Annotated in this window: 19 protein-coding genes; 8 read left to right on the forward strand and 11 right to left on the reverse strand. The window is 57.4% G+C overall.

Features of this window, described 5'->3' with window-relative positions; all coding sequences use genetic code 11:
• Positions 1–91 precede the first annotated feature (91 nt).
• Both RHP74_RS20670 and RHP74_RS20675 read right to left on the reverse strand, forming a co-directional pair.
• Positions 92–2320, reverse strand: coding sequence for a polysaccharide biosynthesis tyrosine autokinase (locus tag RHP74_RS20670; protein WP_311100525.1), 2229 nt, complete (start codon positions 2318–2320; stop codon positions 92–94).
• Positions 2321–2364: 44 nt separating this feature from the next.
• Positions 2365–2805 carry a low molecular weight protein-tyrosine-phosphatase gene (locus RHP74_RS20675; RefSeq protein ID WP_102594406.1) on the reverse strand — a complete coding sequence of 147 codons (441 nt, stop codon included), beginning with the start codon at positions 2803–2805 and terminating at the stop codon, positions 2365–2367.
• Positions 2806–3111: 306 nt separating this feature from the next.
• On the opposite strand from RHP74_RS20675, the gene RHP74_RS20680 reads away from it, so the two are divergent.
• Complete coding sequence (locus RHP74_RS20680) at positions 3112–4077, forward strand: glycosyl hydrolase family 5 (protein ID WP_311096215.1); 966 nt, start codon at positions 3112–3114, stop codon at positions 4075–4077.
• A 25-nt stretch (positions 4078–4102) separates the two neighbouring features.
• On the opposite strand, the gene RHP74_RS20685 is transcribed toward RHP74_RS20680, so the two are convergent.
• Entirely contained in the window at positions 4103–4486 is a 384-nt protein-coding gene (locus RHP74_RS20685) for a hypothetical protein (RefSeq protein WP_311096216.1), read from the reverse strand.
• 340 nt (positions 4487–4826) lie between these two features.
• Here RHP74_RS20685 and tal point away from each other — a divergent pair, with 340 nt between their 5' ends.
• Positions 4827–5753, forward strand: a complete 927-nt coding sequence (tal, locus tag RHP74_RS20690) for a transaldolase (RefSeq protein WP_010456288.1) — start codon at positions 4827–4829, stop codon at positions 5751–5753.
• A 112-nt stretch (positions 5754–5865) separates the two neighbouring features.
• Here the strand turns inward: tal and rssC are convergent, their stop codons facing one another.
• Positions 5866–6348 (reverse strand): anti-sigma factor antagonist RssC, encoded by a 483-nt coding sequence (gene rssC, locus RHP74_RS20695; protein WP_007935262.1) that lies wholly within the window; start codon positions 6346–6348, stop codon positions 5866–5868.
• A complete protein-coding gene (gene rssB, locus RHP74_RS20700) occupies positions 6348–7529 on the reverse strand; it encodes a two-component system response regulator RssB (protein WP_010456296.1) in 1182 nt (393 codons plus the stop codon). The genes rssC and rssB overlap by 1 nt, the downstream gene beginning before the upstream one ends.
• Before the next feature lie 276 nt (positions 7530–7805).
• Here rssB and RHP74_RS20705 point away from each other — a divergent pair, with 276 nt between their 5' ends.
• Positions 7806–8105, forward strand: coding sequence for a PilZ domain-containing protein (locus RHP74_RS20705; protein ID WP_010456298.1), 300 nt, complete (start codon positions 7806–7808; stop codon positions 8103–8105).
• Between the two features lie 61 nt (positions 8106–8166).
• Here RHP74_RS20705 and RHP74_RS20710 read toward each other — a convergent pair whose 3' ends face one another.
• On the reverse strand, positions 8167–8856 hold the full coding sequence (locus tag RHP74_RS20710) for a VacJ family lipoprotein (RefSeq protein WP_010456300.1): 690 nt from the start codon (positions 8854–8856) through the stop codon (positions 8167–8169).
• 200 nt (positions 8857–9056) lie between these two features.
• Here RHP74_RS20710 and RHP74_RS20715 point away from each other — a divergent pair, with 200 nt between their 5' ends.
• Both RHP74_RS20715 and RHP74_RS20720 read left to right on the forward strand, forming a co-directional pair.
• On the forward strand, positions 9057–9677 hold the full coding sequence (locus tag RHP74_RS20715) for a phosphatase (RefSeq protein ID WP_077748234.1): 621 nt from the start codon (positions 9057–9059) through the stop codon (positions 9675–9677).
• Between the two features lie 109 nt (positions 9678–9786).
• Entirely contained in the window at positions 9787–10050 is a 264-nt protein-coding gene (locus tag RHP74_RS20720; RefSeq protein ID WP_102594409.1) for a DUF4404 family protein, read from the forward strand.
• 172 nt (positions 10051–10222) lie between these two features.
• On the opposite strand, the gene queF is transcribed toward RHP74_RS20720, so the two are convergent.
• Positions 10223–11053 (reverse strand): NADPH-dependent 7-cyano-7-deazaguanine reductase QueF, encoded by an 831-nt coding sequence (gene queF, locus RHP74_RS20725; RefSeq protein WP_077748233.1) that lies wholly within the window; start codon positions 11051–11053, stop codon positions 10223–10225.
• 61 nt (positions 11054–11114) lie between these two features.
• On the reverse strand, positions 11115–11639 hold the full coding sequence (locus RHP74_RS20730) for a cupredoxin family protein (protein WP_311096217.1): 525 nt from the start codon (positions 11637–11639) through the stop codon (positions 11115–11117).
• 155 nt (positions 11640–11794) lie between these two features.
• Here RHP74_RS20730 and RHP74_RS20735 point away from each other — a divergent pair, with 155 nt between their 5' ends.
• Positions 11795–12475 (forward strand): heavy metal response regulator transcription factor, encoded by a 681-nt coding sequence (locus RHP74_RS20735; protein ID WP_010456310.1) that lies wholly within the window; start codon positions 11795–11797, stop codon positions 12473–12475.
• Complete coding sequence (locus RHP74_RS20740) at positions 12475–13824, forward strand: heavy metal sensor histidine kinase (protein WP_311096218.1); 1350 nt, start codon at positions 12475–12477, stop codon at positions 13822–13824. The genes RHP74_RS20735 and RHP74_RS20740 overlap by 1 nt, the downstream gene beginning before the upstream one ends.
• A 103-nt stretch (positions 13825–13927) precedes the next feature.
• Here the strand turns inward: RHP74_RS20740 and RHP74_RS20745 are convergent, their stop codons facing one another.
• The 3 genes from RHP74_RS20745 to RHP74_RS20755 form a co-directional block, all read right to left on the reverse strand.
• A complete protein-coding gene (locus RHP74_RS20745; RefSeq protein WP_010456313.1) occupies positions 13928–15172 on the reverse strand; it encodes a lipoprotein-releasing ABC transporter permease subunit in 1245 nt (414 codons plus the stop codon).
• A 65-nt stretch (positions 15173–15237) separates the two neighbouring features.
• Complete coding sequence (gene lolD / locus RHP74_RS20750) at positions 15238–15921, reverse strand: lipoprotein-releasing ABC transporter ATP-binding protein LolD (RefSeq protein WP_167360488.1); 684 nt, start codon at positions 15919–15921, stop codon at positions 15238–15240.
• A gap of 7 nt (positions 15922–15928) precedes the next feature.
• Positions 15929–17179 (reverse strand): lipoprotein-releasing ABC transporter permease subunit, encoded by a 1251-nt coding sequence (locus RHP74_RS20755; RefSeq protein WP_010456317.1) that lies wholly within the window; start codon positions 17177–17179, stop codon positions 15929–15931.
• A gap of 94 nt (positions 17180–17273) precedes the next feature.
• Between RHP74_RS20755 and RHP74_RS20760 the strand changes: the two genes are divergently transcribed.
• Positions 17274–17852 carry a PilZ domain-containing protein gene (locus RHP74_RS20760; RefSeq protein WP_010456319.1) on the forward strand — a complete coding sequence of 193 codons (579 nt, stop codon included), beginning with the start codon at positions 17274–17276 and terminating at the stop codon, positions 17850–17852.
• Positions 17853–17854: the final 2 nt, after the last annotated feature.

Below are 17854 nucleotides of genomic sequence, written 5' to 3' on the forward strand. Positions count from 1 at the left end.
ACCCAACTCCATTATCGTAGTCGCAAGGCGACAGGGACCGGAGAATGGTGAGTCCACTCTCAGTCCATGACCTGGCAAATAGAACCCGCATTTACGACTTGTCAGAGGCGTACTCGTAGTTGTAATAGCCATAACTGCCATTACCGTAATAGCTGGACGCTCGCTTCTCGACACCGTTGAAAATCGCGCCTTTCAATTCGATGCCGTTTTGAGCAAACCGACGAATCGTCAATTCGATCTCTTTGGCCGGATTGACGCCGAAGCGCGTCACGATCAGATTAATGGCGGCTTCACGTCCAACGATGGCCGCATCTGTCACGGCCAGAAGAGGTGGCGTGTCGATGATTACCACGTCGTAGAGTTCACTCAGTTCAGCGAGGAGTTCTCTGAAGTTGGCATGCATCAACAGTTCGGACGGGTTGGGCGGTACTTGTCCCCGACTGATGAAATGCAGGTTATCGACTTCGAGTTTATTGATCGCTTGCTCGATGCTGCAGCGCTTGGTCAACAGATCGGACAAGCCATTGCTGATCGGTGTCGCCAAGGTCTTGTGCAGATGACCTTTGCGCATATCGGCATCGATCAGTACGACCGTCTGCCCACTTTGAGCGATGACCGCGGCCAAGTTGGAAGAGACAAATGTTTTGCCTACCTGAGGACTCGGACCGGAGATCATGATCCGGTTGTTGGTGGCATCCAGCCCTGCAAAATGCAGACAGGTCCGCAAGCTGCGGATCGATTCGATGGACAGGTCCGTGGGGTTACGCAGGGCCAATAGGAAAGACTGGCTGTTGGCTCCGTCGCCCTGTCTGACTTTTTTAGTATCTTCTTCTTGTTGCAGGGTGCTGTAAGGAATGGAGGCATAAACCGGCAGCCCCAGTTGCTCGATGGCTTCCGGTCCTTCGAGTCCTCTGCTCAGCGATTTACGCACTAACACCAGCGCTACACCGACAAAGCCACCCAGCAACGTCGCAATCAATACGATCAGGGCTTTGCGCGGTTTGACCGGGGTGGTGATGTCGACGTCCGCCGTATCAATCAGCCGCGCATTGCCGACCGCCCCGGCCCTGACAATGTCCAGCTCCTGGGATTTGTTCAGCAACTGGGTATAAATCTGTGTCGCCACTTCCACATCACGGGTCAGGTTTAACAGCTCCTGCTGTGTCGCCGGAAGTCCTTGGACTTTCTTTTCCAACCCTTGTCGCTGTTTGTTCAAATCCCCCATCTGCGCCATCAATGCGCGGTAGGCCGGATGCTCCCGGGTGAACTTTCGGTCCATGTCGGCTTGCTGGAGTTTGAGATCCGAGATGCGCGTATCCAGCACCACCATCTGTTCCAGCACAGACTTGGTTTCGAGGGAGATGTTGACCGTATTTCCGTGGGTCTGATAGCTGTTCAGCGCGTTGCTGGCCTTGACCAGATCGTCTTTGACTTGCGGGAGTTGCGCCTGCAGGAACTCAAGGCTCTGGGCCGCCTCGGCAGAGGTGCGTTGCACATTCTGCTGCACATAAAGCCTTGAAATCTTGTTGAGAATCTTCACCGCCAAGGCGTAGTCGGTGCTGGCCAGGGCCAGACTTATAATGCCCGACTCTTTACCTTGCTCGGATACATCGAGGGCGTCCTGGTAATTCTGAATGGTGACAATGCGTGGATTGCGCACGACTTCGAATTTAGTGCCCGGATTCGCGGCCATGCTCGCGATAAGGACTTCGACACCCTCCTGTGCGATGGCTTCGCCTGTTGCGCCTTCGACCAACAAACCGCCGTTGTCATCGTAGAGCTTGAATCGATTGCGCTCTTCGGCGACCAACATCAATTTCTTGCCCAACAGTTCAGCCGGCAGATCGAGCTGTTCGATATAAAGGCGCTCGCCGCCCCAGGCATAACTGTTCATGCCAAAGCGCGGTGGCGAGACACTTTCCGCAGGGCTGCTTTTATAGCGCCGAGCAAGAAAGCCGCCGATAACGGGAAAGGTGTTGGGCGTAATCACAATATCAAGATGCAGATCATCGACCGTTTTACCGATAACCGCACGAGACTTGATAATGCCGATCTCGGTAGCCGCCGGTGATTGTCCACCGAGCATGCTGCTGATATCCGAGAACCCCAGCATGTCGTTCTTTTTCGGCTCGACCTGGACCAGGGCGTTCGCCAGATACACGGGCGGCGATAAAATCGAATACGCGGCACCGGTCACCATGAACGCCCCGGTGATGGCGCCTATTAACCATTTATGGTCAATCAATGTGCCTAATAAACCGAGCAGATCAATCTCGTCTCTGTCTTTATCCCGGGTGCTGACTACTGACGGTAACTGCATAAGGTCTATTCTTTTACCATTATTACTAATCTGAAAATCATCCATCAACGTCCGAGGCGCTGCGCCCATGAGCAAACGGCATCTTCAATCAATGCATGGGCATGGACAAACGCAGCTTTTCCTTGACGATACGGGTCCTTTATTTCGCGTTCACTCTGCCACTTCCCCAGAAGAAACACTTTGCCCCTGGCGTGTGATGCAATCTTTAGTACGCCCTGTACATGCTCTTTTTCCATGACTAGGATGAGGTCTGATTCATTGACAATGGCAGGCGTAATCTGCCGCGCTTTAAACCCTTGGTCTTCGTGACCCTGTTCTTCAAGAACCCGAAGTGCGTCGGGCTCAATAGACTCACCCACCCGCGCGTTCAATCCCGCGGAGGTCACTGAGATACCTGAAGGTTGCAGCGCATGGCGAAGCAACAGTTCAGCGGTCGGGCTTCGGCATATATTGCCGACGCAGACCACAAGAATCTTTCTGAACAAGGCTACTCTTCCCGTGTAGTGTCGATTCGGCCCACGTATAACGAGGCTATAAGTGAGCCAACAAGACCGTCCCGCATTCAGAGTGGGATCCATCATGAAAATACTTTCGTATTAAATACCACGACACACAAAAAACGCCCAACCAGAAAACCGGACCATAAATAACACTCACGATAGGAAAGTTATTTATCCGACCAATATTAACAATGGACGTCTGGGCGGGAAGATTAATGGTATCGCTGTATTAACTGACTAATGCTATGTTCCCCTGCCCTCTACTCTGGACGACTACAGGAACTGCCCGTTATGCCCTCCATGTGTTTTCGACTGATTGCCACTTCAACGCTATTTATACTTGGCGCCTTCAGCCCTGTTTACGCCAGTCAGGCTTTTTCAGCGCTGGCCCAGGACAACAAGACAATAGGCGTTCAGGTGAAGATCCAGAATTTCTCGACCGCCGACGCCCATGAGATCAAGGCGTCAGGGTTTGGATTCGTGCGCTTTGGCGTATGGACGAATAGCCTGGGTAACCCGGCGTATCAACAACAGATCAGTGAAGCCTTCGCAGCGGCCAAATCCGCCGACCTGCCAGTATTGATGACCGTTCGCTCCACCAAAGCGTTAACCCACAAAACGCAAAGCAGTGAGATAGATCTCGCCGCTGCGGGAGATTCATTCGCCAACTCGGTGATCGGTCTGGAAAACGCCTTCAGTGCGCAGCTTGTCGCCATTGAAATCTGGAATGAACCGGACTTGCCAAAATACTGGCCTACCCAGGATTTTGAAGTAACGTTTGTGCCGTTCATGAGCGCAGTGTGCAACGCGTTACAAAAGCGGGATCACTCAACACCCCTGATCGGCTTTGGATTCGCGAAGGCACCCACCAAAGACTCCAAGGCGACCGTCGCACTGACTGAGATCCTGAGGGAACACCCACGGTGCCTCAGCGCTGTTTCTTATCACCCGTATGGCATGTCGGGCACCGAAATCAGCCGTACTCAAGCGTTTATCCTTGATAACTTCCATGTGCCGGGGGTCATTACCGAATGGGGAGTGCCATCGCTCAGTTCCATCGGAGGCACCGCCGGACAAGCATCACGCATTACAAGATTTATCTCGGACGTCAAAAAACTGAATATACCGCTGACATCCCTTTACGAATGGAAAAACAGCGACTCTGGCAGCAATGATCGCGAACGAAGTTTTGGATTAAAGTCGTCCGATGGAACATCAAAACCTGCGGAAGCTGCCGTCAAAATGTTATTGAAGTAACCCTGATGAATGACCGCGCCCACCATCAACCGGCGCTTTTATTAATCCACTCTGCATAACTTGCGGCGTCCATTGCCAGCGACTCTTCCATCAGCACCTCGAACAATACGGCTTGCGCTTCAAGCCGCAGGTCATGTTTGGACTTCTGTGAGTCGCTCATTTGTTCCAGCAACACGCGAGTGACTTGGCTGGGCATGCTGTGTTTCACTCGATTGAGCCAACCGGGAATTTTCTTTGCGGCTTTCACCCTTCCCATTTCAACCAGACCCGTCACATTGTCCGGATGGTTCTTCTTTGATGCGGCCATCAGCGCTTCAAATACTTCGGTCAATTTTTTCAAGACATAACCGAGAATAATGTCATCAAAGGCCTCCACAATTGCAGACACCCGCTCACCTTGTGAAGTCATTTCCCCATCCAATACCTACATTTATCCGCGCCACATTACACGCCATCCGAGTGGCACTAATTGACATCTTATAACGGCTGAACCTGACCCTTTTTAACACCCGTTGGCGTGCGAATGCAGGCATGCCAGCTCAGGCGCCAGAGTTGCCATAGAGCCGTCAACGGTCAGTTGCTTTGAACCTGCGCGCGGTTTTGGCATCGTATTTACCGAGACCCGCGCCCCACCTTTCAAACATCCGTTCTCCGGTTGTTGCCAACGGGGCCACCGATACGTACATGCGCCCTTGAGTGGCTGTCAGCGCTCGGGTAATGTCATTAGACCCATAGGACAGAGCACGCCCATGACTTCCAAGCTGGAACAACTCAAACAAATGACCACCGTAGTTGCCGACACCGGCGACTTCGAAGCTATCGCTCGCGTAAAACCCGTCGACGCTACCACCAACCCTTCCCTGCTGCTGAAAGCGGCGGCCATTCCCGGTTATGCCGAGTTGCTGAACGCCTGCGTCCACGACTGCAAGGGCGATGTGGGCCTGGCCAGCGACCGCTTCGGCGTGGCGGTAGGCCAGGAAATCCTGAAGGTTGTACCGGGCCGCATTTCCACTGAAGTGGATGCACGCCTTTCGTTCGACACTGACGCCGTATTGAAGCGTGCGCACCGTCTGATCGAGCTGTACGACAAGGCCGGCATCGGCCGTGACCGCGTGCTGATCAAAATCGCCTCCACCTGGGAAGGCATTCGCGCCGCCGAGAAGCTTGAAAAGGAAGGCATTCAGACCAACCTGACGCTGCTGTTCTCGTTTGCTCAGGCGGCGGCATGTGCTGACGCCGGGGTGTTCCTGATTTCGCCATTCGTAGGCCGCATCTACGACTGGTACAAGAAAGCCAACGGCAACGACTACACCGGCGCGGATGATCCGGGTGTGCAGTCGGTGACGCGTATCTACAACTACTACAAGGCCAATGACTACAAGACCGTGGTCATGGGTGCGAGCTTCCGCAATCTGAATCAGATTGAGCAGTTGGCCGGGTGTGATCGCCTGACCATCAGCCCGGACCTGTTGGAAAAGCTGGCGGCAGACACTGGCAAGCTGGAGCGCAAGTTGGCCCCGGGGCATGCGGGTGAAGGGCGCTTGAGCCTGAATGAAGCGCAGTTCCGCTGGTTGTCCAACGAGGACGCGATGGCGACCGAGAAACTGGCTGAGGGGATTCGTCAGTTCGCTCGCGACCAGGAAAAACTCGAAGCACTGCTGCAAGCCAAGCTGTGATCTAGTCCAGCGCAATGCAAAAAGGGCGACCCCTTACAGGGTCGCCCTTTTTCATGCTTTGGATTCGGGGATTCGCGATGGAGCCCGCCTTCCCTACATCCCCCTCAGGGGATCAATGACGCTCTAAAGCATTCACCAGGTCATGGAAGGCTTCACGATTGGAGTCGTTCAGGCCCATGAGGATTTTGTGTGCCTCGAGCACTTTGATCCGCACGACTTCCTCGGACTGATCCTGGTCTGGCAGGTCGGTCAGGCATTCAGGGCACGGGATCGGGCGGTCAACGATGTTGAACACTTGCTCGAAGCCCATGGACTGCAGCAGACGGGTGATGTCTTCGTGGGTGGTGACGACGGTCGGCAGCAGGCCGACCTTTTGCCGCGACAGGATCGACAGTTTGGCCAGCAGGCCCAGGGTGGTGCTGTCGATGCTGCGGGTTTCGGTCAGGTCGATCACGATCGCGTTGAAGTTCAACGCGGTGAAGATCCGCTCAATAGTCGCATCCAACGCCGAACACAGGGTCAGGCGAACTTCACCGACGAACTTCAGGACGAAGGTGCCATCCTGCTCGGCGAACTGGATTCTACCGGTACTCATTAAAGATTCCTGCTCAACACCAACAGGGCGATATCATCCGGCATCTCCCCTAGCGTGGCCAATCCAAAAACCTGCCGCAGACCATCCAGGCTGCCGCCCGCTGCCTTGACCCGTTGGGGCAAAGCCGCTTCTTTTTCTTTGAGTGTAGGTTCTGGCAAAAGGTCCAGAATGCCATCGGACATCAGCGTCAGGCTGAACGTCGGCGGCAGTTCCAACACGTGGTCTTCATAGGTGGCTTCATTGAAGAGGCCCACCGGCAGGCCACGACCTTCCAGATAACGAACACTGTCTGGCGTGTACAACACAGGCAACGGCAAATGACCACCGATGCTATAGGTCAACAAACCTGTCTCCTCGTCGATGACACCACCGACCATTGTGACGTGTTTACCCAGCTTACAACTGATCAGGCCTCGGTTGATATGACCAAGGACCTCTGAAGGCTTGAATTCCGGCAATGTGCCGCTGCGCTTGGACTCGAACAGCAAGCGCGTGGTCATGAACTTCAGCAGCACGGTGACGAAGGCTGAAGAGGCGCCATGGCCGGAAACGTCGGCCAGGTAGAAGGCTACGCGACGCTCGTCGACCCGAAAGTAGTCAACGAAATCACCCGACAGGTACAGCGACGGGATGATCTGGTGGGCGAACTGGAACTCGTCGATGGTCCAGGGGCTGACCGGCAGCATGTTCATCTGCACCTGGCGACCGGCGTTCTGGTCTTCCTGGAGCAGGTTCAAGCTGGCGGCGAGCTCGCGGTTGGCCTTTTCCAGCTTCTCGCGGTAGCGCTGGTTCTCCAGCAGCAGGCGCGCACGATCCAGGGCACGGCGCACAGAGTGCTCGAGCACAGCCAGATCTTCGAGAGGCTTGATCAGGTAATCCGCCGCACCCAGGCGCAAGGCCTCGACCGCGTCGTTCATCACGCCGGCACCCGAAACCACGATCACCGGGGTTTGCGGCGACAGCTCGGTGACCTGGCGAATGAGTTCGAGTCCGCCCATCTGCGGCATGCGCAGATCGCAGATGACCAAGTCAGGCTTGTCTTGCTCGAATACCTGAAGACCCTGCTGGCCATTGCTGGCTTGCAGGACACTGAAACCACTGTCTTCCAAGTAGGCCGCGAGGCTCGCGCGCACTACTTCGTCATCATCGATTATCAGCAGCGTGGCACTGGTTTTTGGCATGTGGGCAAACGGCGCCAGAATTAGGTTGGCGTAGCAGGCACGGAGTTTAGCCCGGCTCACACTACTGGATTCGCTTTCTAGCCTCTCTGTCGCACCGTTATCGGGCATTTGCCCTACACACAGGTACACCAGAGGTGCCCTTCTAAGGCGCAGACGGTACTCCCATCCGCGGGGCGTTTCAAGCTCACGCCGATGGTCGCTTGACGTCTTTACTTGTCAAATCACCGGGAGTTATAAGAACAGGCAAAACCGTAACCCAATGGAAGGATGAAGCCCATGAGTCAAACCGATCGGGACTACAGCGAAAAGCGCGATTTCATCCGCATGCGGGTCGATGCCGATGTGTCGCTGATTCACGAAGGCGATGAGGTGCCAGCCGTCTGCATCGACCTTTCCAGCAGTGGCATGCAGGTGGAGGCACCCCGCCTGTTCAAGGTCGGAGACCGGCTCAGCGTGCGCATCGATTCCGACCACGCAGCGCTCAAAGGCCTTGAAGCCGACACCGAAGTGGTCTGGGTGAAGGAACAGGACGGTGGCAGTCAGAAACTCGGGCTTACAATCTTGAAGATGAAATAAGCCCTGATCCAAACGAAAGAAGGCGGCCAATCGGCCGCCTTCTTCATTTCATGGGTAGAGATCAAAAATCGTCTTCGACCTGGCCGTCTTTGACCTTGAACTCGCGGTTCTGCAAATACGCATTGCGAATGAACGTGTATTTGTCGCCAGTGATCAACTTCTCGCTCGACAGCAAGCTGGCGCGGGTGTCGACGATGTTCAGACCGAAGATCGAGTTACGCACGGGCACGTCGTTGATATAGCGATACGGGCCGGTGTAGCCGTCGACGTACTTGGATGGCGCATCACGCAACGTGCTTGGGCCCAACAGCGGCAACATCACATACGGGCCGCTGCCCAAGCCCCAGTAACCGAGCGTCTGGCCGAAGTCTTCGTCGCTACGATTCAGGCCCATTTTGGTGCCGACGTCGAAGAAGCCCAGCAGGCCGAAGGTAGTGTTGAAGATCAGACGCGCAGTATCGACGCCAGCCGCGGCCGGTTTAGCCTGCAAGACGTTGTTGGCAAGGTTGGTGACATCACCGACGTTGCGGAACATGTTGTGAATGCCGTCTTCCAGAAACTGCGGCGTCACGAACTGGTAGCCTTGAGCGATTGGCTTGAGTGCATAGGTGTCGACGAAGTCGTTGAACTGGAAGATTGGACGGTTGACGCTTTCCCAAGGGTCTTCTTCCGTGGCAGCCTGGGCTGCGAACGGAACCAGCAACACGCTGGCACACACACAAAGCTGAGCTAGACGATTGCTCCAGCGCATAGAAAACTCCTTGGATTGTACTGGCATGGGCACTTGGCCCAGGCGATAAGCTGGCTAGTATAAGACGGAAAAGCCGGTTTAGGGCAGCCTCGCGCGTGAGGACTTACAGATGATTCGTCCTGACTGAGCGCGCTTCACATCAGTGTCATGCAACTGTCACCGGCAACACATAGCCTTGTCGTTATTTCAGGGACGTTGATATGCCGCACGCCGAAGCCTTGCCCGTTGCCGCACCCAGCCTGACCGCCGTACTGTTCGGGCTCAGCGGTTGCCTGGTGGATTTCGGCGCCCGGATGCGCCAGCACGATACTCACACACCAGCGCATGCCGAGGTCACCCCCGGCGCGCTGGACAGTCTGAACAGCTTGCAGCGCCAGCAGATTCCTTGCGCCTGGCTCGACGAGTTGCCCCCCGCCCTCACCCATTCGCTGGCCGGCGCCCTGCCTGCGTGGATCAAACCTTCGCAACACCCCGCAACACTCAATCCATGGCCGGCGCCGAACGCTTGCTGGCAAGCCTTGATGGCATTGAATGTCGAACGACTCGATGGTTGCGTGCTGGTCAGTGGCGAACCGCGACTGCTGCAATCGGGACTGAATGCCGGGTTATGGACGATCGGCCTGGCGTCCTGCGGTTCGCTCTGCGGGTTGGCGCCCAACGAATGGCAGGCCTTGAGCCAAAAGGAGCGCGAACACCTGCGTGGTAAAGCGACCGTGCAGTTGTTCAGCCTGGGTGTGCATTCGGTGATCGATCACCTCGGCGAGCTCGACACCTGCCTGGCGGACATCAGCCTGCGTCGGCTCAAGGGCGAAAAGCCCTGATCGAGATCATGCAGGTTGCGCGGGAGTGGATTAATCTAAAGGCAAGCCATAGACCTTTGGCACGCTGCTGCGGTCTATGCCAGTGCCTATCGATAAAAGGAAGAACGCCATGCCTGCCCGCGAACTGCAACAACAGCTCAATACTCTGCGCGAGCAATTGGAACAGAATCCGCCGCTGACGGAAGCCGAGCGCGAAGACCTGCACGCGCTGATGCAACAGATCGAACTGGAGCTTGAGCTCGAAACCAAAACCCAGGATTCCAGCCTCGTCGACGGCGTCAACCTGGCCGTCGAACGCTTTGAAGTCGAACACCCCACCCTCGCTGGCACCTTGCGCAACATCGTGCAAGCCTTGGCCAACATGGGGATCTGAATACGCCAGATGCAAAAAAGCCCCGCCAGTGATGGCGGGGCTTTTTCATACCCGGGAAGTGCACTGCAATCCCTTGTAGGAGCGAGCCTGCTCGCGATGACGGCAGCACATTCAACATCGATGGTGCCAGACACTCCGCCATCGCGAGCAGGCTCGCTCCTACAGGAGTATTTTACTGACGGACCAGACGATGGTTCGGCAGCTGCACGTCTTCAGTGCTGCGATACGGGTTGATGTCCAGCCCACCACGCCGCACATACCGCGCATACACCGTCAACCTCTCCGGTTTCAACAACCGCTGCAAGTCGAGAAAAATCCGCTCCACGCACTGCTCGTGAAAGTCCGAGTGCTGACGGAAACTCACGATGTACTCCAGCAAACTCGCGTGATCCAGGGCCGCGCCACGGTATTCAACCGCCACGCTGCCCCAGTCCGGCTGGCTGGTGACCGGGCAGTTGGATTTGAGCAGATGACTGTGCACGCTCTCTTCGACAATGCGCGAATCATCGCAACGCAGCAGCTCCGGGCGCGGATGTTCGTAGTTGCTGACGCTGATCTCCAGATCATCGATACACACACCCGGCAACGCCACGACGCCTTCGGCTTCGACATCCTTGAGGCTGCGAATCCGCACGCCAACCGGCTTGCCAGCAGCGGCCGACAGGTCTTTGACCAGCGTCGCTTCAAGGGTCGCGCTATCGGCAAACGGTGTCTGGTTCAACGAGTTCAGGTACAGCTTGAACGACTTCGACTCGATGATGTTCGGCGAATCCGCCGGGATGCTGAATTCGCCAATCGCCACCACCGGCTTACCGGACGGCAACAGCCACGACAGCTCGAAGCAGTTCCAGAAGTCCACACCCTTGTAAGGCAGGGTTTGCGCCGTCAGGCCCAACTCGGCCCATTTCGCGGTGCGCGGGATCGGGAACAGCAAGGACGGCGTATAAGTGGCGATGTATTCGCTGGATTTGCCCAGCGGCGAGTGTTCGGCTGCGGGATGCATGGCGGAAACCTGACTGAAGAATCAGCGGATTCTACCAGCCTTTGCGCCCGCCTTTGAGTGCTTACTGACTGACAGTCAGTTTGCCGACCATGCCCGCCTGGTAATGGCCGGGAATGTTGCAGGCAAATTCCAGGTTGGTGGCCTTCGTGAAGGTCCAGGTCAGCTCGGCCGTTTTTCCCGGCTCGACGAGGACACTGTTCGGGTCATCGTGCTTCATCATCCCGTGATCCATGCCTGCCATCGAACCGTGGTCCATTTCCTTCATGCCTGTAGGCGTGAGCATGCCGCTCTGCTGCATCTTCATCATTTCCTGCTGATGACGGGCATGCATCGCCGCATCGCCGAGGTTGAATTCGTGCAACAACTGGCCTTTATTCACCAGCACAAAACGAATCGTCTCACCCGTTTTGATATCGATCGCCTTGGCCGTGAATGACATGTCATCCATCACCACCTCGACACTTCGGGTAGCCTTGGTTGCCGGGGCCGGCTGACCGAAATCCCGGAGCTGCGCCGACGAGGCCCACACTGGCGAGCTTAACGCCAACAAACACGCGGCCAGCCCCTGATATTTACGCAAAAACATAGTCGTACTCCAACAAGATAAGGTTCAGCCTGTGGAAAACTCTAAACTGTCGCCACTGCCCGCGACCTGACAGCCAAATTACAACTTTGTCAGGTTGGTCTGTATCAACGCTGCCCACGGTATAAAGCCTTCGTTCCACTTGCCTCGAGTTGCCCATGAAGCTGCTGATCGTCGAAGACCAACCGAAAACCGGCCACTACCTGCGCCAGGGCCTGACTGAGGCCGGTTTCAACACCGAACTGGCGGCCGACGGCATCACCGGCCAACAACTGGCCTTGAGTGGTGATTACGCGTTGTTGATCCTTGATGTGATGCTACCCGGTCGCGATGGCTGGCAAATCCTGCAGGCGGTGCGTGGCGCCGGTCTCGATACACCAGTCCTTTTTCTGACGGCGCGAGATGCGGTTGAGGACAGGGTCCACGGCCTCGAACTCGGCGCAGACGATTACCTGGTCAAGCCGTTCGCCTTTTCCGAATTGCTGGCTCGGGTCCGCAGCCTGTTGCGACGCGGCAGCGCTTCGCCTCAGGAAACCAGCCTGCAACTGGCCGACCTGCGCCTGGATTTGATCCGCCGCAGGGTGGAGCGCGGCGGTCAACGCATCGACCTGACCGCCAAGGAGTTCGCCCTGCTGGAAATGCTCCTGCGGCGCCAGGGTGAGGTGCTGCCCAAATCACTGATTGCCTCCCAGGTCTGGGACATGAATTTCGACAGCGACACCAATGTCATCGAGGTCGCGATCCGCCGTTTGCGCCTGAAGATCGACGATGAATTCCCCAACAAGCTGATTCATACCGTGCGCGGCATGGGTTATGTCCTTGAAGAGCGACCTGCCTGATGCGTCGACTCTCGTTGAGCAGTCGCCTGGCGCTGCTGTTTGCGGCCTGTACCGCCGTGGTTTCATTGTTTGCCGGAGTGTTGTTCAGTCGCGCCAGCGAGGCGCACTTCGTCGAACTGGATCAGCAGTTGCTGGACGGCAAATTGATGGGTTTACGCCGCGCGCTGCATGACGTTCAGCCGAGTGAAAGCGATGTCAGACTGACGGATGAACTGAGTCGGCAGGCCGACCTGTCGCTGCGAATCACTGGCAGCGATGGCCAGCGCTGGTATGACAGTTCGGCGCACCTGCCCCGGGAATTACCTACCCAGGCGGGTTTGTCCACGGTGAGTAGCGAAGGTACCGACTACCGCGTCCTCAATGCTCCGTTGTATCTCGACAAACCTGACTCACCGCAATTGACCTTGCTGCTGGACATCACCCATCACCAGCACTTTCTGCAACGCATGCAGCGCCTGATCTGGATGACCGTCGGCTTGTCGGCGCTGGCCACCGCGTTGCTCGGTGCATGGGCGGCACGCAGTGGTTTGCGCCCGTTGCGACGCATGAGCGCGATCGCCAGCGGCGTTTCAGCGCAATCGCTCAATGCCCGGCTGCCCGACGAGAATATGCCGTCGGAGCTCGAGGAATTGGCCCACAGCTTCAACGCCATGCTCGGACGCCTGGACGACTCATTTCAACGGCTCTCGGCGTTTTCCGCTGACATCGCCCATGAGCTGCGCACGCCGTTGTCGAACCTGCTGACCCACACTCAGGTCACCCTCACCCGCCCTCGGCCTATCGAGGACTACCGCGAAGCGCTGCACAGCAACCTCGAAGAACTGCAATGGATGGCGCAACTGGTCAACGACATGTTGTATCTGGCCAAGGCTGACCATGGGTTGTTGATGCCCAAGCGCGAACCGCTGGAGCTGGCGGGAGAAGTGGATCTGTTGCTGGAGTTTTTTGCGCCGTTGGCGGAGGACGCGCAGGTCAGGTTGAGTCGTGAAGGCAGTGCGCGCATGGAGGGTGATCGCAGCATGTTGCGTCGGGCACTTTCCAATCTGCTGGACAACGCGTTGCGGTTTACACCAGCCGAAGGCGAGGTTCGGGTGCGGATTGTCGATCAGGTCAAAGCCTTGAGTTTGACGGTTGAGAACAGTGGGGACGGGATTGACGGGGCGTTGCTGCCGCGATTGTTTGACCGGTTTTATCGGACCGATCCGGCGCGCCAGGAAGGCAGTAGTGAACATGCGGGATTGGGATTAGCGATCACTCAGTCAATCATCCGCGCCCATGGCGGACAGATTCATTGCGAATCGAATAATGGGTGGACGCGTTTTGTGATTGAGTTGCCAAAGGGAGATTAAGGCCAGCAGAGCCGGCCCCATCGCGAGCAGGCTCGCTCCCACCGTGACCGAGTTGAATCAGATCCAATGTGAGCGAGCCTGCTCATGACGGCGGTGTAACGACTTACGAATACCGCAACGCGTGTGCTGGCTCGATCTTCGCCGCACGCCAGGCCGGGTAGACCGTCGCCAGGAAGCTCAGGACGAACCCCGCCGAGCAGATCAACAACACATCCCCACCCTGCAACTCCGACGGCAAGTTACTGACGAAATACACGTCAGAACTGAAGATGTGCTGGCCACTGACCCGCTCCATCCACCCCACCAGCTCGCTGACGTTCAGCGCCGCTATCACGCCGAGCACGCCACCGATCAAGGTGCCGACAACCCCGATCACCGTGCCCTGCACCATGAAGATCGCCATGATCTGCCGCGGTGTGGCGCCAATGGTGCGCAGGATCGCGATGTCCGCGCCCTTGTCGTTCACCACCATGATCAACGTAGCGATGATGTTGAACGCCGCCACGGCGACGATCATCAGCAACAGCAGGCCGATCATGGTTTTTTCCATCTTCATCGCACTGAACAGACTGCCCTGGGTGTGGGTCCAGTCATCAGCCTTGTAAGCGGTGCCCAGCCCGCCAGCGATATCGCTGGAGACCTTCGGCGCCGCGTACAAATCCTTCACCGCCAATCGCACGCTCTGCACCTGGTTCGGTTCCCAGTGCTGCATCTGCGCGGCATCGGCGACGTGGATCAGCGCCATCGAGCCATCCAGCTCGGCACCGACCTTGAACACGCCCACTACGTTCAGCCGCTGCATGCGCGGGGTAATGCCGCCCGGTGCGTTGCTGACTTCCGGCACGATCAGGGTGATCTTGTCGCCGACATTCAAGCGGAAACGCCGCGCGGTGATTTCGCCGATCACCACGCCGAACTCGCCCGGTTTCAACGCATCGAGACGTCCCTGAACGATATGCTGGGCAACGATCGACACCTTGCCTTCCAGTGCGGGATCTACACCGCTGACCTGAATTGGCTGCATCGTGCCTTTATAGGAGAGCATGCCTTCCATCTCGGTGAACGGCACGGCGGCAGTGACTTCCGGGTTTTTCATCGCGGCGGCGGCCACGGGCTGCCAATCGTCGATCGGCTTCACGCCGACGATGGTCGCGTGCGGCACCATACCGAGGATGCGCGAGCTCATTTCGCGCTGAAAGCCGTTCATCACCGACAGCACCACGATCATCGCCAGCACGCCGAGGGCGAGGCCGATCATCGAGGTCATCGAGATGAAGGAAACAAAGCGATTGCGGCGCTTGGCGCGGGTATAGCGCGTGCCGATAAAGATCGATAACGGTCTGAACATTCGCTGGGGCACCGTATAAAAATAAAAGACCCGACGTACTGTTCAGCACGCCGGGTTTCGGCCAATCAGATGGGCGTCAGGCAACCTTCCTGCAAATGCAGGACGCGATCCATCTGGCGAGCCAGGTTCATGTCGTGAGTCACCACCAGGAACGCCGTGCGCATCGAGGTGCTGAGTTCCAGCATCAAATCCTGAATGCCCTGGGCGGTGTGGGAGTCGAGGTTGCCGGTCGGCTCGTCGAGCATCACCAGGCCTGGCTTGTTCACCAGGGCGCGAGCGATGGCAACGCGCTGACGTTCGCCGCCGGACAGTTCAGACGGTTTGTGCTCCAGACGATGGCCAAGCCCTACCCGCTCCAGCAACGCAGTCGCACGCTGGCGCGCTTCCGGAATCGCAGTCTTGCCGATCAGCAGCGGCATGCAGACGTTTTCCAGTGCGGTGAACTCAGGCAGCAAATGGTGGAACTGGTAGACGAAACCCAGCGACCGGTTGCGCAGCAGGCCGCGATTCTTCTCGCTCAGGGCCGACAGCTCTTCGCCATCGAGCCAGACGCTGCCCTTGGTCGGCGTGTCGAGACCGCCCAACAGGTTGAGCAAGGTACTTTTGCCCGAACCCGAGGTGCCGACAATCGCCACGCGCTCACCCGGATGCAACTCCAGTTGCAGACCGGCCAGCACTTCTACCGACTCCGGGCCTTCCTCGTAGGACTTGCCCAGGTTGCGGCAGCTCAAGATTGCTTTATCACTCATACCCAACTCACTCATAACGTAGCGCCTCCGCAGGCTGGGTGCGCGCGGCACGCCAGGCTGGATACAGGGTGGCGAGGAAACTCAGGACCAACGCGGCGGCGCAGACCATCAACACGTCCTGGCTCTGCACTTGCGACGGCAGGTAATCGATGAAATACACGTCGGCGTTCAGGAATTTGTGGCCGATCAACCCTTCGAGGGCCGAGATCGCAGCGCTGACGTTCAACGCGGCGAAGATCCCGACCACGGCGCCGATCAGCGTGCCGATCACGCCAATGACCGTGCCCTGGACCATGAAGATCGCCATGATCTGCCCCGGCGTGGAGCCCAGGGTTCGCAGAATCGCGATGTCACCCTTCTTGTCGTTCACCACCATCACCAGCGTGGAAATGATGTTGAAGGCCGCAACGGCGACGATCAGCAGCAACAGCAGGCCGATCATGGCTTTTTCCATGCGGATCGCCTGATACAGATTGCCGTGGGTACGGGTCCAGTCGCGGGCGTAGAAATGGTCCTCACCGAGTTGCTGGGCGATATTCCACGCCGTGCGCGGGGCCTGGAACAGGTCATCGAACTTCAGGCGGATGCCCTGGACCTGATCCGGCTTCCAGCGATGCATTTTCGCCAGATCCTGCAGGTTGGTGACACCCAGGTACCCGTCGATCTCACCGGCGCCGACATGGAAAATACCGACCACGGTAAAGCGTTTCATGCGCGGGAACATCCCGGCCGGGGTCACCGTGACTTCCGGTGCCACGAATGTCAGCTTGTCGCCAACCGCGGCGCCAAGCTTGGCGGCCGCCTTGTCACCGATGACAATGCCGAAGCTGCCCGGCGTGAGGTCGTCGAGTTTGCCCTGCTGCATGAAGTTATCAATGATCGAGACCTGGCGTTCCAGCGCAGGGTCGATGGCATTGAGCAGGACTTTGGAGACCTTGCCGTTGTTGGTCAGCAAACCCTGCATCTGGGTGAACGGCGCAACGGCCGTCACCTGCGGGTTCTGCTTGACCTTGGCGGCCAGGCTTTGCCAGTCGCTGATCGGTTCACCGGACTCGATGGTCGCGTGGGGCACCATGCCCAGCACGCGGGTGCGCATCTCATGATCGAAGCCGTTCATGACCGAAAGCACGACGATCATCACGACCACGCCGAGGGCGAGTCCGATCATCGAGGTCAGGGAAATGAATGACACAAAATGATTGCGGCGCTTTGCACGGGTATAACGCGTGCCAATAAATACGAAGAGAGGTCTGAACATGTCGGGGCTTGTTCGGAGGGAAAAGGAACGTCCTTGTGGCGGGGGTCGATAACCAGCTTTACACTCAGACCACCGCCGCTACCATGGGTTCGCCATGTCGACATTAGATGAAGAAGATCGCCGCGAATACTACCGTATCGAGGACACGATCGCACTGGAAATTCGGCCCCTGTCCGCTCCCGAAGCCGCAGGCCAGGAAGTGTTGCAGGATGCTTCCCCACTGTTCAACTTGCTCAGCGAACTGCACCTGAGCGAATTCGAGTCGCAACACCTGCTGCGCCAGATCAGTGAGCGCGACCGCAACCTCGCTGCGTTCCTGAAATCCCAGAACAAACGCATCGATCTGCTGAGCCAGGTGATCGCCATCACCGTACTCGGGCAGATCGGCGAGCCGCAGCCGGTGATCATTTCCGAAGGCGGTATCGACTTCCAGCACCCGACGCCCATCGCCGTGGGCGCGCACCTGTCGGTCAAACTGGTGCTGATGCCACAAGCCCTCGGCCTGTTGCTGCGGGCCAAGGTCACGCATTGCGATCGCAAGGCTGGCGCCTACGACGTTGGCACCGAGTTCGAATACCCGACCGACGCCCAGCGCCAATTGCTGGCCCGCTACATTTTGCAGAAGCAGGCCCAGGAACGACGTCTGGCCCGCGAAAACGAATCAGGCATTTAATT

This window comes from Pseudomonas sp. SG20052, from assembly GCF_031766055.1.
Taxonomy (GTDB): domain Bacteria; phylum Pseudomonadota; class Gammaproteobacteria; order Pseudomonadales; family Pseudomonadaceae; genus Aquipseudomonas; species Aquipseudomonas mandelii.

Excerpts from the sequence above, each read along its gene's own strand:
- RHP74_RS20670 (WP_311100525.1), bottom strand. The coding sequence starts at position 2,320 with ATGCAGTTACCGTCAGTAGTCAGCACCCGGGATAAAGACAGAGACGAG.
- RHP74_RS20680 (WP_311096215.1), top strand. The coding sequence starts at position 3,112 with ATGCCCTCCATGTGTTTTCGACTGATTGCCACTTCAACGCTATTTATA.
- RHP74_RS20685 (WP_311096216.1), bottom strand. The coding sequence starts at position 4,486 with ATGACTTCACAAGGTGAGCGGGTGTCTGCAATTGTGGAGGCCTTTGAT.
- tal (WP_010456288.1), top strand. The coding sequence starts at position 4,827 with ATGACTTCCAAGCTGGAACAACTCAAACAAATGACCACCGTAGTTGCC.
- rssC (WP_007935262.1), bottom strand. The coding sequence starts at position 6,348 with ATGAGTACCGGTAGAATCCAGTTCGCCGAGCAGGATGGCACCTTCGTC.
- rssB (WP_010456296.1), bottom strand. The coding sequence starts at position 7,529 with ATGCCAAAAACCAGTGCCACGCTGCTGATAATCGATGATGACGAAGTA.
- RHP74_RS20705 (WP_010456298.1), top strand. The coding sequence starts at position 7,806 with ATGAGTCAAACCGATCGGGACTACAGCGAAAAGCGCGATTTCATCCGC.
- RHP74_RS20710 (WP_010456300.1), bottom strand. The coding sequence starts at position 8,856 with ATGCGCTGGAGCAATCGTCTAGCTCAGCTTTGTGTGTGTGCCAGCGTG.
- RHP74_RS20715 (WP_077748234.1), top strand. The coding sequence starts at position 9,057 with ATGCCGCACGCCGAAGCCTTGCCCGTTGCCGCACCCAGCCTGACCGCC.
- RHP74_RS20720 (WP_102594409.1), top strand. The coding sequence starts at position 9,787 with ATGCCTGCCCGCGAACTGCAACAACAGCTCAATACTCTGCGCGAGCAA.
- queF (WP_077748233.1), bottom strand. The coding sequence starts at position 11,053 with ATGCATCCCGCAGCCGAACACTCGCCGCTGGGCAAATCCAGCGAATAC.
- RHP74_RS20730 (WP_311096217.1), bottom strand. The coding sequence starts at position 11,639 with ATGTTTTTGCGTAAATATCAGGGGCTGGCCGCGTGTTTGTTGGCGTTA.
- RHP74_RS20735 (WP_010456310.1), top strand. The coding sequence starts at position 11,795 with ATGAAGCTGCTGATCGTCGAAGACCAACCGAAAACCGGCCACTACCTG.
- RHP74_RS20740 (WP_311096218.1), top strand. The coding sequence starts at position 12,475 with ATGCGTCGACTCTCGTTGAGCAGTCGCCTGGCGCTGCTGTTTGCGGCC.
- RHP74_RS20745 (WP_010456313.1), bottom strand. The coding sequence starts at position 15,172 with ATGTTCAGACCGTTATCGATCTTTATCGGCACGCGCTATACCCGCGCC.
- lolD (WP_167360488.1), bottom strand. The coding sequence starts at position 15,921 with ATGAGTGATAAAGCAATCTTGAGCTGCCGCAACCTGGGCAAGTCCTAC.
- RHP74_RS20755 (WP_010456317.1), bottom strand. The coding sequence starts at position 17,179 with ATGTTCAGACCTCTCTTCGTATTTATTGGCACGCGTTATACCCGTGCA.
- RHP74_RS20760 (WP_010456319.1), top strand. The coding sequence starts at position 17,274 with ATGTCGACATTAGATGAAGAAGATCGCCGCGAATACTACCGTATCGAG.